13 protein-coding genes and 4 tRNA genes are annotated in these 17,640 nt (G+C 25.9%); 3 read left to right on the forward strand and 14 right to left on the reverse strand.

The window, feature by feature from the left end:
• Nucleotides 1-283: 283 nt before the first annotated feature.
• The 13 genes from QZ321_RS03195 to QZ321_RS03255 all read right to left on the reverse strand — a co-directional run bounded on the left by QZ321_RS03195 (nucleotide 284) and on the right by QZ321_RS03255 (nucleotide 10,195).
• On the reverse strand, nucleotides 284-1,300 hold the full coding sequence (locus tag QZ321_RS03195; RefSeq protein WP_291747647.1) for a LacI family DNA-binding transcriptional regulator: 1,017 nt from the start codon (nucleotides 1,298-1,300) through the stop codon (nucleotides 284-286).
• A 127-nt stretch (nucleotides 1,301-1,427) separates the two neighbouring features.
• Nucleotides 1,428-2,486, reverse strand: coding sequence for a sulfite reductase subunit C (gene asrC / locus QZ321_RS03200; RefSeq protein ID WP_291743006.1), 1,059 nt, complete (start codon nucleotides 2,484-2,486; stop codon nucleotides 1,428-1,430).
• A 13-nt stretch (nucleotides 2,487-2,499) separates the two neighbouring features.
• Nucleotides 2,500-3,291, reverse strand: coding sequence for an anaerobic sulfite reductase subunit AsrB (asrB, locus tag QZ321_RS03205; protein WP_291743004.1), 792 nt, complete (start codon nucleotides 3,289-3,291; stop codon nucleotides 2,500-2,502).
• Nucleotides 3,291-4,328 (reverse strand): anaerobic sulfite reductase subunit AsrA, encoded by a 1,038-nt coding sequence (asrA, locus tag QZ321_RS03210; protein ID WP_291747644.1) that lies wholly within the window; start codon nucleotides 4,326-4,328, stop codon nucleotides 3,291-3,293. Before asrA ends, asrB begins: the two co-directional genes overlap by 1 nt.
• Before the next feature lie 615 nt (nucleotides 4,329-4,943).
• Complete coding sequence (locus QZ321_RS03215) at nucleotides 4,944-5,735, reverse strand: ABC-2 family transporter protein (protein ID WP_291747641.1); 792 nt, start codon at nucleotides 5,733-5,735, stop codon at nucleotides 4,944-4,946.
• A 6-nt stretch (nucleotides 5,736-5,741) separates the two neighbouring features.
• Nucleotides 5,742-6,560 (reverse strand): ABC-2 family transporter protein, encoded by an 819-nt coding sequence (locus QZ321_RS03220; RefSeq protein WP_291742986.1) that lies wholly within the window; start codon nucleotides 6,558-6,560, stop codon nucleotides 5,742-5,744.
• Between the two features lies 1 nt (nucleotide 6,561).
• Entirely contained in the window at nucleotides 6,562-7,560 is a 999-nt protein-coding gene (locus QZ321_RS03225; protein ID WP_291747634.1) for an ATP-binding cassette domain-containing protein, read from the reverse strand.
• Nucleotides 7,561-7,891: 331 nt separating this feature from the next.
• On the reverse strand, nucleotides 7,892-8,221 hold the full coding sequence (locus QZ321_RS03230) for a hypothetical protein (RefSeq protein ID WP_291747632.1): 330 nt from the start codon (nucleotides 8,219-8,221) through the stop codon (nucleotides 7,892-7,894).
• A gap of 357 nt (nucleotides 8,222-8,578) precedes the next feature.
• Nucleotides 8,579-9,451, reverse strand: a complete 873-nt coding sequence (locus tag QZ321_RS03235; RefSeq protein WP_291747630.1) for a MerR family transcriptional regulator — start codon at nucleotides 9,449-9,451, stop codon at nucleotides 8,579-8,581.
• A 418-nt stretch (nucleotides 9,452-9,869) separates the two neighbouring features.
• Nucleotides 9,870-9,945, reverse strand: a tRNA-Lys gene (locus QZ321_RS03240).
• An 8-nt stretch (nucleotides 9,946-9,953) separates the two neighbouring features.
• Nucleotides 9,954-10,028, reverse strand: a tRNA-Gln gene (locus QZ321_RS03245).
• A 3-nt stretch (nucleotides 10,029-10,031) separates the two neighbouring features.
• Nucleotides 10,032-10,107: transfer RNA gene (locus QZ321_RS03250), tRNA-His, on the reverse strand.
• A gap of 11 nt (nucleotides 10,108-10,118) precedes the next feature.
• Nucleotides 10,119-10,195: transfer RNA gene (locus tag QZ321_RS03255), tRNA-Arg, on the reverse strand.
• Between the two features lie 184 nt (nucleotides 10,196-10,379).
• Between QZ321_RS03255 and QZ321_RS03260 the strand changes: the two genes are divergently transcribed.
• Nucleotides 10,380-11,297, forward strand: a complete 918-nt coding sequence (locus tag QZ321_RS03260; protein ID WP_291747629.1) for an aldo/keto reductase family oxidoreductase — start codon at nucleotides 10,380-10,382, stop codon at nucleotides 11,295-11,297.
• Between the two features lie 158 nt (nucleotides 11,298-11,455).
• On the forward strand, nucleotides 11,456-12,631 hold the full coding sequence (locus QZ321_RS03265; RefSeq protein WP_305084197.1) for an MFS transporter: 1,176 nt from the start codon (nucleotides 11,456-11,458) through the stop codon (nucleotides 12,629-12,631).
• Nucleotides 12,632-12,707: 76 nt separating this feature from the next.
• Here QZ321_RS03265 and clpB read toward each other — a convergent pair whose 3' ends face one another.
• Nucleotides 12,708-15,308, reverse strand: coding sequence for an ATP-dependent chaperone ClpB (gene clpB, locus QZ321_RS03270; protein ID WP_291743966.1), 2,601 nt, complete (start codon nucleotides 15,306-15,308; stop codon nucleotides 12,708-12,710).
• 203 nt (nucleotides 15,309-15,511) lie between these two features.
• Between clpB and QZ321_RS03275 the strand changes: the two genes are divergently transcribed.
• Nucleotides 15,512-17,578, forward strand: a complete 2,067-nt coding sequence (locus QZ321_RS03275) for a helix-turn-helix domain-containing protein (RefSeq protein ID WP_291747621.1) — start codon at nucleotides 15,512-15,514, stop codon at nucleotides 17,576-17,578.
• The last annotated feature ends 62 nt before the right edge of the window (nucleotides 17,579-17,640 follow it).

Below are 17,640 nucleotides of genomic sequence, written 5' to 3' on the forward strand. Positions count from 1 at the left end.
AATCTTCTCTTTAAAGTTTTTTATATAAATTATCACCCCTCAGTGCAACCGATTGCATAAACAATTAAATAATTATGTACAGTTTAATTCTGTACATAAATCTATAAACATACTGTTTATTTATTTTATTTTTACAAACCGTTACCAGTTCCATAAATTTACTATAGCATCTTATAAAAATGTTTACAAGCATAAAAGCATATCATTTTTAGCCATTTTTCAAGATTATACCTAAATATCTTTATATATCTTTAATTTTCTTCATTTTATACAAGTAATTCTATTAAATTTTTATATTATTTTTTATTAACGACTCTCTTTCAATCAATCTAGTTTCAATAACATAATATCCATTATTTTTTCTATTCTCTAATTTATCAATTAATAATTTAATAGCATAAATCCCTAATTTTTCTGAATTAATATCAACAGATGCTATTGGTGGATTTTTATATTGTGTTAGAGGTATATTATTAAATCCCACAATAGATATATCATCATATTTAAGTTCTTCTACAGCCCTTTGAACTCCAAAAGCAATTAAGTCATCTGTTGTTACAAATGCTGATACATTATTATTTTCTAATATATGCTTAGCTGCTGTATAGCCATTTTCTTCAGAGAAATTATCCATTTCTACAATTAACTTATCATCAATTTTTATATCCTTATTGAATAATGCTTGTTTATATCCATTTAATCTATCTTTAGACACATTCATTTCAGATTTAGCTCCTATAAAGGCTATTTTTTCATTACCTAATTCTACGATCCTCCTAGTCAAATTATACATAGCTGTAAAGTTATCATTGTCTACCCATAAAATATCCTTAATTTCATCAGGCCTTCCTATAACAACAAATGGAAATTCCTTATTTTTTAAATAATTAATAGTTTTATCATTATCCTTTACATTAAATAAACATATTCCATCTACAAGATTTCCCTCTGTAAATTTTTTTATCCACTCTTCCTCATTTTCTTTATTTTCATTGAAAGCATACATTATATAATAATCTTCCCTTTGTGAACACATACTTATTCCCTTCATTGCCTGAACAAAGAAAGGATTTTCAAACGAAACCTCTGCTTCTCCTGGTAATAAAACTGCTAGTATCCTTGTCTTATTTTTAGCAAGCCCTCTTGCAACAACACTTGGTATATAATTTAATTTCTTTATTGCTTCATTAACCCTTTCTTTCGTTTCTTCACTTATTCTATTACTATTTGCTAAAACTCTTGATACTGTAGACGTTGCCACTTTTGCTTCTCTTGCTACATCCTTTATTGTTATTTTCAAAACTAATCCCTCTCATTTCATTATATTAAAAATTATTATAATATAAATTTCTAATAAAATAAACAAAGCATAGTATAATATTAAACATTAAAGTTTAAATATTATACTATGCTACTTATTGTATTATTTAATTTTCATTACTTCTAATTGGTCTTGTAGTGCTAATTGATTTATGTTGTCCTATTGGCTTAACATTTATATTTGATCTATATTCTGTTTCCGCCCAATATACATTTTCTGCAACTAGAGCTTCTTTATTAAGTTCAACCCCATCTAAAATAATTTCTTTAAACTTATTGTATCCGGCCCTATCTATTAAATGTCCACCATGTAAATATTCAGGTTTATAATCTAATGCCCAAGCAGAGAATTTTTGCCAGTTAGCAAACACTCCAAGAACTGTTTCTTCACTTGCAAAATTTATAAATGTTTTACCCATTCTAGGATTTTGCTTACCAGTTCTACCACCTATAAGTATTCTATAGAATTTTTTAGGACTACGAGTCCATGCACTTGTTGGACATGCTAATACACACTCACCACAACCTACACAACAGCATGGATCTTTATCTACTAATCCATTTTCGTTTAAGCTTAAAACTCTTGTTGCATGATGTTCACAAGCTTTTACACAAGCTCCACATCCAATACATCTTTCCTTATGGTATTCCATTCTAGCTTGACCAATTATACCAAAATCTTGGAAATGAGCCTTACCACAGTCATTTGGGCAACCTGCTATTGAAACCTTAATATGATAGTGTGATGGGAATATTAAGTTTTCCACTTTTGTTGCTAATTCCTTAGTATTTATATTTCCCTTTATACAATGTGAATTACCTATACATGCCATTATATTTCTAGCACCTATTGTAGGATATCCTTTTTCATCTATAGGCATATCACAGTTACATTCATCTACTTCTACTTCTTTAATATAGTCTTTAATGTATGCATTGACAGCTTCTATATTTTCATATTTTATTCCTGGAACATTAAAAGTTTGTCTCATTCCCATGTGGAAAGTTCCATTTCCCCAAGTTAATGCTATATGTTCTACATCGCTTAAATATTTTGCATTTATTGTTCCTCCTGGAATACGCATTTGTAACATGAATTCTCCTGGAACCTTTGATTGACGGAAACAATTTATTCTAGTCTTCTTTATATCTATATCGTGATTCATAATGTAATTCCTCCTAATCTAATAAATTTTTTGCTTTAGTATAATTAAATACAGGACCTTCTAAACAAACGTAAGTTTCATCTACTCTACAATGTCCACACTTACCTACTGCACAAGACATTTTTCTTTCAAAAGAAACATATATTTTATCTTCTGGAACTCCTAATTTTACAAACTCTAAAGCTGTAAATTTCATCATCATTGGTGGTCCTACTATTATTACTTCATAGTTATCTCCAAATTTATCAAATGGTAATTTACTTAAATGAGTTGTAACTAATCCATTTTCAAATCCTTCTTTTTCACCTTTATCTAATGTGTATATAGTGTCAAATTTTTCTTTCCATAATTGTAATTCATCTTTGAAAAGAACTGAATTTTCATCTTTAAATCCACATATTAAATTAACGCTTTCTGCATATGTTTCATCATTATAAAACATATTTATCATACTTCTTACTGGAGCAACACCTGTTCCCCCTGCAACTATGATTACATTTTTACCCTTTAACTTTTCAACTGGCCACCCTTTACCATAAGAACCTCTTAAGAATAATGTATCCCCTGGTTGTAAAGTGAAGATTTTATCTGTTACTTTTCCTACAGAACGAATAGTAAATTCTAAATATCCATCACCAAATCCACTAACTGATATTGGAGCTTCTCCAACTTTAGGAATTGATAATTGTAAAAATTGTCCATGCTCAACTTTAATATCAGTTGCAACTTTAAATGTATATTCTAAATTACTTTCTTTTCTTATTTCAATAATTTCATATGCTTTTGGTGTTAATATATTACTCATTACTTTTCTCCTCCAACAATTTCCTTAACTGCTTTATCTACTTTGTTTATAGTTGCTGTAATAGAAATATTTTCTGGACATCTATCTGTACATCTTCCACAACCTACACACATATGGCTATCTCCAAATTGTTCTTTGTAATCATGTATTTTGTGTAATACTTTATATCTCATCTTGTCTCCAGCAGTAGTTCTAAACTTATGTCCCCCTGCCATTTCATCAAATCCATCAATATGACAAGATGCTTGTACTCTTTTTCTTTCTCCAACATTAGCATTTTCATTATAAATTATATCTCTAGTTGTATAACAAGAACATGTAGGACATGCTACAGTACAACTTCCACATTGAATACATCTTTTATCATATTCTCTCCATACAGAGTGCTCTTTTAATTTATTTAATACTTCCTTACTTTCTATTTCTGGAAGATTAACTTCTGCCATATTCTTTTCTATAAATTTAAGTTCAAATTCTTCTTTAGTAGAATCTGTGAAATACTTGTCAAACTCATCATCATTAACATTAAATAATGCTGAATTTTCATCAAATCTAACTGCTAAACTATAATCATCTGTCTTATTGCTATCCATTATTGTACAGAAACAAGTATCAAATCCTTCAACACATTCCATACATACAAATTTAACTTTTTCTCTAATTCTCTTATAGAATATATCTTCAAATCCACCATTTTCTAGGTAAATCTTATCTTGTCTTTTTTGTGCATTTATATCACAAGGTCTTGCAAATATTAATATCTTTTTATCACCATGTGGGTTTTTGCTTTCTCTAAATTCATCTTCAGTAAAGAAGTATAATGTTTGGTTTATTGGTGTAATTATCTCCTTTGCTGGATATGTTGACTTTTTATCATAAACAATTTCTTCAAATGAGCTTATCTCATCATACTTAATTATATCTGTATCTGAATATCTTCCTTGCTTTGAAAATCTCTTTGGCGCATATATCTTGTATTCTTTTTTTAATTCTTCAAATAAGTTGTTTATCTCATTTGATAATAATTTATATCCCATATGTATTCCTCCAAAACTTAGTTTAACGATATATAAAATTTTATTTTTTATTTTTGTACTTCCTACAATCTCACTATACTACTTTTGTTATTAAATTAACAATTGAATTTTGTCATAGTTATCATTTAAAAAAATTATGATTGATTAATTTTTTACTAATAATTTTCTAAAATTACATTTAAAGTATATTTAAACCGTATTAAAAACATATTTATTTGATTTGTTAGTTATCCAAACACCTTTTATAATGCCTCTTTAGTTCATTTAAGCTTTATTCTTATTAATTTTAAAAACAAAACTCCACTAATTCCATCAAATTCAAAATTTACTTAAAAAAACATTTTAAAATTTTATTATTTTTATAAAATTAAATGAAACCAATCTTTAATTTGAGTCGTCTAATCTATGAATCGATTCAAAAGAAAGGAAATAAATATGATTAACGAAATACTATTAAAAAAGCAATTGATGGTGATAAGGAAAGTTTTTATAAGTTAATAGCTATAAAATATATTTAAAATAAATGGATACCTAATATAGGCATCCATTTATTTTGTTGTTAAAAAGTAACTACCACTATAATACTTTTTAATACTAATATTAAATACTTATAATTTAACTACCACTACTTTCATATTTACTCATTCCAATTAACCAAATCCTATAAGCAACAATTAAACTAATTGCTCCTACTATACAAGTTAATAAAATACCACTTAAAAAGCTTTCTCTACCTAAAAAATACGCACTTGGAAAATACCCTGTAAAAGCAAATGGTATTATAAATGTTAATATTCCTTTAATCCAATTTGGATAAATAGTAATTGGATATTTAACAAATGTACTTAATTGATATACCATAAATAAATAACTTTGAGCAAACTTAACCCAAAATGCAATAGATGTTACTGCAAGCTTTATAGCAGTATATATAAAACTTGCAAATATTATAACAATTATTAACGAAATGATCTTACCTAAGGATATATCTAAATTTAATTTTATCCATGAAGTAACTAAAAGAATTGTACCTATTATTATTTCACCAAATCCATCTGGCTGAAACTTTTCTACTATTACTTGAAACAATGGATTTAATGGCCTTACTAAATATTTATCAAATTTACCCTCAACTATAGTTTGCCAACTAAATATCCAAAGTTGATCTGTAAATACATGGTCTATCCCCCTTGGAATTTGTGCAAATCCATATATAAATAATATTTCATAAAAACTCCATCCCTTTAAAGATGGTATTGCATTAAATATTAATGTTATAAAAATTACTCCTATAGATTGTACAAATAAAAATCCTATAAGCCCTAATATAAAATCGGCTCTATACTCTATTAAGGTCTTGATATACTGTTCTAAAAATTTAAAATATAGTTTAAAATATCTTTTCATATATATCTATCCCCCTAAAATTGTTAAACTTTTTATTAGAGCTTTCCACATTTTCTTACTTACAAACATTAATACAACTACCCAAAATATTTGAATTCCCAAAGAAAATAAAATATTCATTCCATTTATTTTTCCTAAATAAATCATAGATGGTGTATATATAGTAGAGCTAAAAGGAAATAAATTAGTTATAGCTTGTGCCCATTTTGGGAAGAATGCTATTGGTATTAATGTTCCAGATAATAAATTTACTATTGCTTGCATTATTTGAGATAATCCCCACATATTTGTTATCTTAAAAGATATAAGTCCAAATATATAACTAAAATAAAAATTAATAAATATACCTAAAATAATACTTATAAAATATATAATTATTCTAAATATACTTATATATCCAAAAAACTTATAAAATAAAAATGTAGTAGCAAAAAAAGCTATTATAAATATAATTACAAAATTATATAATATATTTCCAAGCCCTTGAAAAAACATTCTTTTTCTATAACTTATTGGTCTAACTAAATTAATTGCAATAGAACCATCTTTAACCTCACGTGAAATATCATAACTTATATCAACATTTATCATTATTGATGTTAAAAATGATATAAATAAATATATTATCATTTCATTAAAATTAAATCCATTTAATATATTTTGAGAACTACTTTCATAAATTGCCTTCCAAAGATAATAAGTAACAGCTAACATAAGAAAATCCCCAAACATAAATATTATTGCATTAGCTTTATATGAAATTAATCTTTGAAATACGTTTCTTGTAAAAGGTAAGTAAGGTCTTATACCTTTTATTTCTTTCATTTTACACCTCGTTTCTATACATTTTCTTAACTATGTCCTCTATACTTGTTTCTTTTACTGCAAAATCAATAACACTTAATTTTTTCATAACTCTCCCTATAATTTCTGATGAAGAAATTTTATTTTTATTAAATGTTATAGATAATTTATTTTCATTAAAATTTAATTTAAACTCACAATCATATTTCATTTCATTAAATTCATTAAAACTTTCTAAATTTATCTCTTCTTTTATTTGTATTTCAACCGTAGTTAAATATCCAAATTTTTCTTTTACCCCATTAATTTCTCCATCATATATTTTTTTACCTTTATCAATTATAATTATCCTGCTACAAAGCTCTTCTATATCATTCAAATCATGAGTTGTTAATATAATTGTAGTATTATATTTCTCATTTATCTCTTTTATAGCTTTTCTAACACGCTCCTTTACAACAACGTCTAAGCCTATAGTTGGTTCATCTAAATATATTACCTTAGGATTATGTATAAGAGCTGCTGCTAAATCTGCCCTCATTCTTTGTCCTAATGATAAAGTTCTAACAGGACTTAAAAAGAACTCATCTAATTCTAATACTTCTTTTAAAAAATTCATTCTTTCATTAAAATCCTCATCACTCACGTCATAAATATCCTTTAGTAAAGAAAAGGTTTCAGATATAGGCAAGTCCCACCACAATTGTGTCTTTTGTCCAAAGACTACTCCAATATTTTTAGCATTCTTTTCTCTATTTTCATAAGGAACTAAACCATTTACAGAAACAATCCCATTAGTAGGTTTTAAAATTCCTGTCATCATTTTTATTGTTGTTGATTTTCCTGCTCCATTTGCTCCTATATACCCTACTATTTCTCCATCATCTATTTCAAAGCTAATATTATCTACTGCCTTTTTAATAGTATATTCTGATGTAAAAAATGACTTTATAGCACCCTTAAAACCTGCATATTTTTTATTAATTTTAAAATCCTTACTTAAATTCTCTACCCTTATCAAGAAACTCACCTTCTTAAATTTTACTTTAGTTTATATTATACCATTTATTTCCTTTTGATCACTCTATTTTTATTCTTTTATATTTTTTCATAAAACAAAAAGACAACTAAGAAATTTATATTTATAATAAAAAGGCTAAATATCCATTTTGAATATTTAGCCTTTACAAATTATTTAATTACTATCTACAAATTAAATTTTATTATTTACTTACAACTTAATTTAATTTTTAATCCCTCATTCACTACAGACATATCTGTATCTAATATGTTAGCAACATCTTTAGCATCCATGTTCTTTAATAACATTTTTCCATTGCATTTTTTATACCTTATAATATTTCATCTTCTTCAAATAGTTTTGCTGATTCTTTTGCTAACTTTTCTGCAAGGTTTTTAGCTTTTTTTGATAATTCTTTTATCTTCTTTAAGTCATTTTTATTGTGAGCTTTTTCTAATTCTTTTCTTAAATTAAATAATTGAAGAGGCATCAAAGGATACATTTTCTTTTCTTTAAGCTCTTTATCTGTATATTTCCAATATTTTATTACATCTAATGTATAAATTATTTCTTGTTCATCTGAAAATATTATTTTTAACTTTAATTGATTTTTAATACTTTTGTTTTCTTCAAAATCTAATTTTACTTTCTCCTTTTCCAAATAAACATCAACTTTTTATGTTATATTATAGCCTATATTTTTTATTCTTAAACTAAAAGGAGTTGCATCATATTGAAAATTTTAAATTCAATATAGCTACAACTCCTTTTAAATTAATTTAAATTTTTTAACACTTCATTCACTAAATATTTTAAATTAATCAATTAAAATTTCAATATTGAACTATAGTTTAATATCCCCCTATTGAACTATAGTTCAATATTCATTTTTTTAAATTTTTTTCAATTATTATTTAATTAATTCTCTCTTAAATGCTCTTTGCATTAATGAATTAAAGTTATCTTCTAATTCTTTTAAACTATTCTCCATTTCAAATTGTAATTTGTGTAATAGATACTATTCTGTATATTCAGGATAGTTCTTGATAAATTGTTCATTTGCTTTTATCATTTGCTCATAATATTCATTATATAATGGACTTAACTTTCTCATTGCAGGTATAAATCTTTCATAATATCCATTGGTACTACAAACTTGTTTCATTAATTCCATTATTCTATTTGTAGGTAAATTTTTAAATTCTTCTGTTTTTTTATATTCATTATATTTATCTAGTGATTCTTTATTTTTCTTTACAAACTCATCTATATTCTTTATATTTTTATCTCTAGCTTGAAGAATATTATTTATTCTTTCTTGACCTTCTTTACTCGAGTATTCTTTTAAATACTCATCCAAATATTCTTGCAAATCTTTCGGTATTTCAATATTAGGTACATTATCAAAAAAATCAATAATTTCTTTAAATGCTTCCATTTGTTCTTTTGTTTCAATTCTTCCTGTAAGATACCTAGAAAAATTCAAACTTATAAATTTTCCATAATAGCTAGGAAATAAATCCATCAGTTTTTTAATAATAATTGTTTTAGAATTTATATTATTTATTTCTTTTTCTAATTTTTCTAAATTTTCTCCATTACATAGCCTTTGTAGAATATCCTTTTTTGTTTTTTCTTGCTCTAATTCAAGAGTTTTCTTATATAGAATACTTTTTAATTCTTCTGTATTATCAAGAACACTTTTAATTTCAGATATACTTAATCCTAATCTTCTATATAAAGCAATTTGTTTTAGTATTTCTATATCCTGCTCTGAAAAATCCCTATATCCATTTTCTAGGATATTTGGACGTATTAGCCTTTGCTCTGCATAATATTCAACTGCTTTTTTAGTTAAATTACACAATTTTGCAACTTCATTTATTAACATTATAATCACCTCTGTTATAATTGTAAGCTAACCTGTAAGGTTATAGTCAAGTAATTATTCAAATAAATTTTGCTTTTACTTTTCTTTCTTATTTTCATAATCATTCCTCCTCGACAGATTATATTTATCTGTTAGTTAATTATACTGAATTCTGGGTTTTTTCCCACTATTATTAAAATGTTTCAATTTAAATGATTTGATTTTTAATTCTCTAAAATTTCGTAAGGATATGTGACATTAGAATGATTTATTAAACTTATAAACCTTTTGAAGTTCTGTTACAAAGCTAACTCTTTTAAATTATTGGCAAAAGGAGTTTTTTTATATACTCATTACTTAAGCTAATCTGAACATACCTGCATAGCAGGTAGTATTCTTTTATATAAAAAAAAGCAACTAAGAATTTTCTTAGTTGCTTTGGTGGCTTACCGGGGAATCGAACCCCGGACACCTTGATTAAAAGTCAAGTGCTCTACCGACTGAGCTAGTAAACCAAAATAAATGGCAGGGATAGCAGGATTCGAACCTACGAATACCACAGTCAAAGTGTGGTGCCTTACCGCTTGGCGATATCCCTAAGTGGGGTGAACGATGGGACTCGAACCCACGACAACCAGTGCCACAAACTGGCGCTCTACCAACTGAACTACGTTCACCTCATTTTTAATGGTGCGTGTTAAGAGATTCGAACTCCTGGCCCACGCCTTAGAAGGGCGTTGCTCTATCCAGCTGAGCTAAACACGCATATTAAGCATTGCTTACTACGTTGTCTAGTATATTATCTTTGTCGACTTTTGTCAACACTCTTTTTTAAATTTTTTTATTTATTTTTCAAAATTTATTATCATAGACTATTAACCTCTTTAAATGCTATAATGTAAATGATTAAATTAAAAATTATTTTTATAGAGGGGATTGAAATATATTTATGAATAAAATAATAATGGCAAATGGTAATATCAAAGCATCTGAAATAGGACTAGGATGTATGAGAATTTCAGAAATGGACAAAACTTCAGTTAATAGTTTAATTAATACAGCTTTAGATTGTGGAGTTAATTTCTTTGATCATGCAGATATTTATGGAAATGGAAAATCAGAAGAAATTTTTAGTGAAGCTCTTTCTATGTCTCCGTCTCTAAGAGAAAAAATTATTCTTCAATCTAAATGTTCTATTAGAGCTGGATTTTATGATTACTCTAAAGAACATATTATAAATTCGGTGGATTCTATATTAAAAAGATTAAAAACTGAATATTTAGATATATTATTATTGCATAGACCAGATACACTAATGGAACCTGAAGAGGTAAATGAAGCCTTTGAAAAATTATATAATGAAGGTAAGGTTAGAAATTTTGGTGTAAGTAATCATAATTCAATGCAAATAGAATTATTAAATAAGTATTTAAAAAATAAAATTACTATTAATCAACTTCAATTTAGTATTATGCATACTGGAATTATAGACTCTGGATTAAATGTAAACATGAAAATATCACCTTCTATAGATAGAGATGGATCAATTTTAGAATATTGCCGCTTAAAAGATATAAATATTCAAGCATGGTCACCTTATCAATATGGATTTTTTGAAGGTACATTTTTAAATAATCCAAAATTTCCTGAGCTTAATAAAAAACTTGAAGAATTAGCTGAAAAATATAGTGTAAGTCCTACTGCAATTGCAACAGCATGGATACTTAGACATCCAGCTAAAATACAAACTATTGTTGGTACAACAAATAAAAATAGATTAAGAGATATATGTACTGCTTCTAATGTTAAATTAACTCGTGAAGAATGGTATTCAATTTATTTATCAGCAGGAAATAAACTTCCTTAAAAATTAAATTATAAATTTATTTACAATTAAAAGTGAAATATTTATTTTTTGTAGATTTTAAATTATTATATAAAATTTACTTTAAATTTATATTTCATTTTTCTTTTTACTATTTTATTATTATAAATATAAATATTTTTTTAAAAACGGAGAAAAAAATGAATCAAAAAAATAAATCATTAATATTTATCATAGTTTTAAATATGTTTAGTTCACTTGCATTTAACATGGCCCATCCAGTTACTCCTATGTTTATAAATAAACTTGGGTTACCAACATTTATGTTTGGATTATTCTTTGCAACAATGTCTGTTGGTAATTTTATTGGCTCACCCTTATTTGGTAGTTTATCAGATAAAAAAGGAAGAATTAAATTTTTAATATTAGGAGCTATAGGATATGGTATAAGTCAGCTTGGATTTGGATTTAATACAAATCCATTTATAATACTTATATTTAGATTTACAGGGGGATTTTTTGTAGTAAGTTATTTAACTACATCAATGGCATATTTAACTGATATTACAACAAAAGAAAATAGAACAAAATATATTACATATTATGCAGCTGCAAATACAATTGGTTCTTCTTTAGGATCACTTCTTGGAGGTGTGTTAGGTAAAAATAATTTTAAATATACCTTCTTTTCACAATTTATTTTATGTTTAATTTTAGGTATATTAGTATATTTTCTACTAGAAGAACCAAAAAAAGAAAAAACTTCAATAAATCTAAAATCAAATATTTATAATAAAAATAACTATTTAAAACTTTTAAATAAAAACTTAGTAATTATGTTTATAATAGTTATAACCTTTTACTTTGCTTCTACAAGCTATAATTCCACTATTAATTATTATATAGAAGATGTTTTAAATCTTCCTCCAACATTCATAGGTGGCTTTTTAGCTCTTGTTGGAATAATTGGATTTATTGTTAATTTAATTTTTACTCCATTGCTTGGAAAACTATTTAGGGAAATTAATGTATTTAAAACAATAACTTTATGTATTATAGTTTCACTATTTCTTATGGTAATATCAAATAATGTTATTTTATTTTTAACATATGCAGTAATATTTACATCATTTGCAAGTATACATATTCCACTGCAACAAAGTATAATAACAAAACTTTCACAAAAAAATTATGGCTCTATTATGGGTATTTTTAATTCTTCTAAAGCAATAGGTCAAGTTACAGGCTCATTAACTGCAGGGTTTATCTTTGATATAGGAAATAAGTTACCATTTTTAATTTCTGCAGTTTTAGTTTTTATAAGCTTTATAGTTTTAATTCCATTAAACTCTAATTTAATTTCAAATAATAAATAAAAAATTAAAAAATACTCAAGATTTAAATATCTTGAGTATTTTTATACTACATATAGTTAATTATTTTTAGTTTATGTTATTCAGTTTTAATTATGATTTCATCATCTTTACCATCAATTATAACATGAGAACCATAATTAATTTCTCCTGCAATAATTAATCTTGCTAATTTATTTTCTAAAGTATTTTGAATATATCTCTTAAGTGGTCTTGCTCCATAAATTGGATCATAACCTTCAACTGCTAATATATGCTTAGCTTCTTGTGTAATATCTAAACTTATATTTCTATCTTTTAATCTATTAGAAACTTCATTTACAAAAATATCAATAATCTTAGTTATTCCTGCTTCAGATAATGGTTTAAACATTATAATATCATCAACTCTGTTTAAGAATTCAGGCTTAAACCTCATTTTCATTTCATTCATTACTTCTTCTCTTATTTGCATATCTATACCATCTTCTGATTTATTCTCTAAAAGATAGCTACTTCCAATATTAGAAGTCATAATAATAATTGTATTTTTGAAGTCAACAGTTTTACCTTTATTATCTGTAAGTCTACCATCATCTAGTATTTGTAAGAACATATTAAATACATCTTCATGTGCTTTTTCAATTTCATCAAATAATATTACACTATAAGGCTTTCTTCTAACAGCTTCAGTTAATTGACCACCTTCTTCATATCCAACATATCCTGGAGGCGCTCCAACTAATCTAGATACGGCATGCTTCTCCATATACTCAGACATATCTATTCTAATAATATTATCTTCAGAATCAAATAAGTTTCTTGCTAAAGTTTTTGCAAGTTCAGTTTTACCTACTCCTGTTGGTCCTAAGAAAATAAATGAACCTATAGGTCTATTTATATCTTTTAATCCTGCTCTTGCTCTAAGAATTGCAGATGTAACAGATGTAATTGCTTCTTCTTGACCAATTACCCTCTTTTGCATTTCATCTTCAAGTCTTAATAATTTTTCTCTTTCACCTTCTAATAAATTAGATACAGGTATACCGGTCCATCTTGATAAAACTTGTGATACTTCTTCTTCAGTAACTTCCTCTTTTAATAAAGCACCTTCATAATTTTCTCTAACTTCAATTTCCATTTGTTCAATAGCAGCTTCTAAACTAGGAATTTCACCATATTGTATTTCTGCTGCTTTATTGTAATCATATTGTCTTTGAGCTGCTTCAAGATTTCCTCTAGCTTCATCAAGTTTTGCTTTTAGCTCTTTTAATTTTAAAATAGCTCCCTTTTCTCTATCAAATTTAGCTGTCATTTCATCATTTTTAGCTTTTAGCTCTGAATATTCCTTTTCTAAAGCTTCTAACTTTTTCTTAGAAGATTCATCTTTTTCCCTTGTTAAAGCTTCTTTTTCTATTTCAAGTTGTACAAGTCTTCTTCTAATTGCATCTAACTCTGCTGGAAGTGAATCTATTTCTGTTCTTATCATAGCTCCAGCTTCATCAATTAAATCAATAGCCTTATCTGGTAAATATCTATCTTGAATATATCTATCAGAAAGTTTTGCTGCTGCAACTATAGCTGAATCATGGATTCTAACACCATGATGAATTTCAAATCTTTCTTTTAATCCTCTTAAAATTGAAATTGCATCTTCTACTGATGGCTCATCAACAATAACTGGTTGGAATCTTCTTTCAAGTGCCTTATCTTTTTCAATATATTGTCTATATTCATCAAAAGTAGTTGCACCAATACAATGAAGTTCACCTCTTGCAAGTAATGGCTTAATTAAATTACCTGCATCCATAGCACCGTCAGTTTTTCCTGCTCCAACAATAGTATGAATTTCATCTATGAATAATATAATCTTACCTTCACTGTTTTGAACCTCTTTTAAAACAGCTTTTAATCTTTCTTCAAACTCACCTCTATATTTTGCACCTGCTATAAGAGATCCCATATCTAATGAAAAAATTATTTTATCTTTTAATCCTTCTGGGACATCCCCTCTTACTATTCTTTCAGCTAATCCTTCAACAATAGCAGTTTTACCAACACCAGGTTCACCTATTAATACTGGATTATTTTTTGTTCTTCTTGAAAGTATTCTAATAGTTCTTCTTATTTCATCGTCTCTTCCTATTACAGGATCTAATTTATGTTTTTTTGCAAGTTCAACTAAATTAGTACCATACTTAGCTAAAGCATCATAAGTTCCTTCTGGGTCTTGAGTATCAACTCTTTGACTTCCTCTAACCTCTGATAAAACCTTCATAAAATTATCTTTAGTTACGTTATATTTATTTAATATTTGCTTTACAGGTCCATTTTTATCTACTTCTATAATAGCTAACATTAAATGCTCAACACTAATATAAGAATCTCCAAATTTTTTTGCTAAATCATCAGCTTTAACAAGAACTTCATCTACTTGTCTTGTTATATAAACTCCTGATCCATTTGCTCCATCACCTGTAACTTTAGGCATTTTGTCTAAAACATTTTTTATATCAACCCTCATCATCTTTACGTTTATACCCATTTTTGTAAAGATATTTGGAATTAAGCCATCCTCAGCTTCTATTAATGCAGAAAATAAATGAATAACATCTATTTGTTGATGATTATATTTTACTGCAGTTAAATTTGCATCATTTAATGCTTGTTGTACTCTTAATGTCATTCTTTCAACATTCATTTATATTCACCTCTTATTAATATTCTTAACTTTAATTTTATTTTAATACAAAAGTCAAAGAAAGTCAAAGTAAATTTTACTTTTATTTTATGTTAATTTTTACATAATATAGTATAAAATTTTTATATATTATTTTGTTTTTGATGGTAGTTATTGTTATAATATTTACAAAGGACATTTATATAGAAATTAGAGGTGAAATTTTGAGAAGAGAGTATATAAATTATCCCTTTGATTTACCTATAAAAATCTCATATTTTAATATAAAAAATTATCCAACTCATTGGCATAATTCAATTGAGATTATATATGTTTTAAAGGGTTCTTTACACATTAAAATAGATACAGATTCATTTACATTAAATGAACGTGAGGTTGAAATAATAAACTCAGATGAATCTCATGAAATTCAAGGAATAGGCGATAATAAAGTATTAATTTTTAATATAGACCCATTTTTTTTCGAAAAATATTATAAAGATATAAATAATATATTTTTCTATACAAATTCAAATGATGATGAAGATCAAAATGGGCCTGAATATGAAGAGTTAAAATCTATTTTATCTCAAATGCTTTGCGAATATGTTCAAAAGCTAGAAGATTATGATGAGGAAATAGAAAAGCTTCTTATAACACTTCTTTATCATCTTGTTAATAACTTTCATTATTTAACTCATGAAAAGGAAGAATTAAAAGAAAAAAAGGATCAATTAGATAGATACCATAGAATTTCTAAATATATATATAATAATTATAATAATAATATTACGCTTCAGGAAATTGCAAAAAAGGAATTCTTAAGTCCTCATTACTTATCACATGAAATAAAATATGCTACAGGCTATAGCTTTACGGATTTAATTAATTTAACTAGAATTGAAGAATCTATAAAACTTTTATTAGATAGTGATATGAGTATATCTGAAATATCTGATGAAATAGGTTTTTCACATGTGCGTTATTTTAATAAAAACTTTAAGTATTATTATGGTTGCACTCCTCTACAATATAGAAAAAAATATGCTACTTCTGAAAAAGAATATGAGCTTTCAAAAAAGCTTATAGAACTTTCTCTTAATGATGCTCTTGAATCACTTTCTTATAGCTTAGAAAATTATAATAGATTTAATTTTGAAAATAAACTTTGGAATATCCATGTTGATGTTGATAAAGTTTTAAATCCATTAGAAACTAGCTTTAAAGAATATATTAATCTAGGGGAATCCTTTGACCTTTTAATCGAAGATAATAAAGACATATTAGAAGAAATACAAGAAGAAATACATTTTGAATATGGTCGTCTTGAAAAAATGTTTCATAGTGATATGGGAGTATTTTTAGATTCTGATTTTTATAATTGGAATAAAGCAAAAGGTGTATTAGAATTTTTATCTAATATTTCACTAAAGCCACTTATATTACTTGATAATTTAGATTATTCTTTTGAAAAATATATTAATATTTTAAATAGTTTTTTAGAATATTTTAAAGAACTTGATATAGTAGATATAACTGACTTTAAATTTCAATTTGACTCTAGATTATCTGAAGAAATCAAAAATAATTTACGTGATTATATAAAAAATTATCATGAATTAGATGTTTGTGAAGTTGATTTTACAGCTAACTCTAATTTAAATTCAATTTATGATACTGCCTATATGCTTCCATATATAATTCACAGTACTATATTTAAAACTAATTCTTTAAATTTTCTTAAAGCTTTTGATGTTCTTGGAAAAGAAATAAATATTACAAATGAAGTTTTTATAGGTGCTCCGGGAATAGCTAATGATATGGGAATTAGGAAACCATCATATTATGCATATTATCTATTAAGTAAATTAGGAAATTTTATAATTGCTCTTGATGATGGATATATTGTTACAAAGTCAGATAATTATTATGCTATCCTTTTATATTCTCATAATGATGATGTTAATAAATTAGCTAGTTATGAAGATATATATCAAAAAGGTGAAATAAAAAAATCCTTTGAGAGAAAATATTCACTTAATATAGTAAATATAAAAAATTCTACTAGAATTATTACCTATGAAGTTAATGAATCTACAGGATCATCTTATAACTATTGGTTAGCTATGGGGTCCCCTGATAGACTTAGTAAAGAAGAAAAAGAAATCCTTCATAAAGCTTCTTATCCTAAAATAGAATTTAAATATTCTAAAAAAAGTTCAGTTTTAAATATAATTACTAACCTTAAAGGTTATGGTGCTAAGCTAATAGTTTTAAAAAATATAAAATAGTGTACTTAAAACAGCTTTTTTATGTGTTTTTATGCTTTTTATATATATTTAACTTTAAATAA

The organism is uncultured Clostridium sp. (assembly GCF_910588715.1).
GTDB lineage: Bacteria > Bacillota > Clostridia > Clostridiales > Clostridiaceae > Clostridium.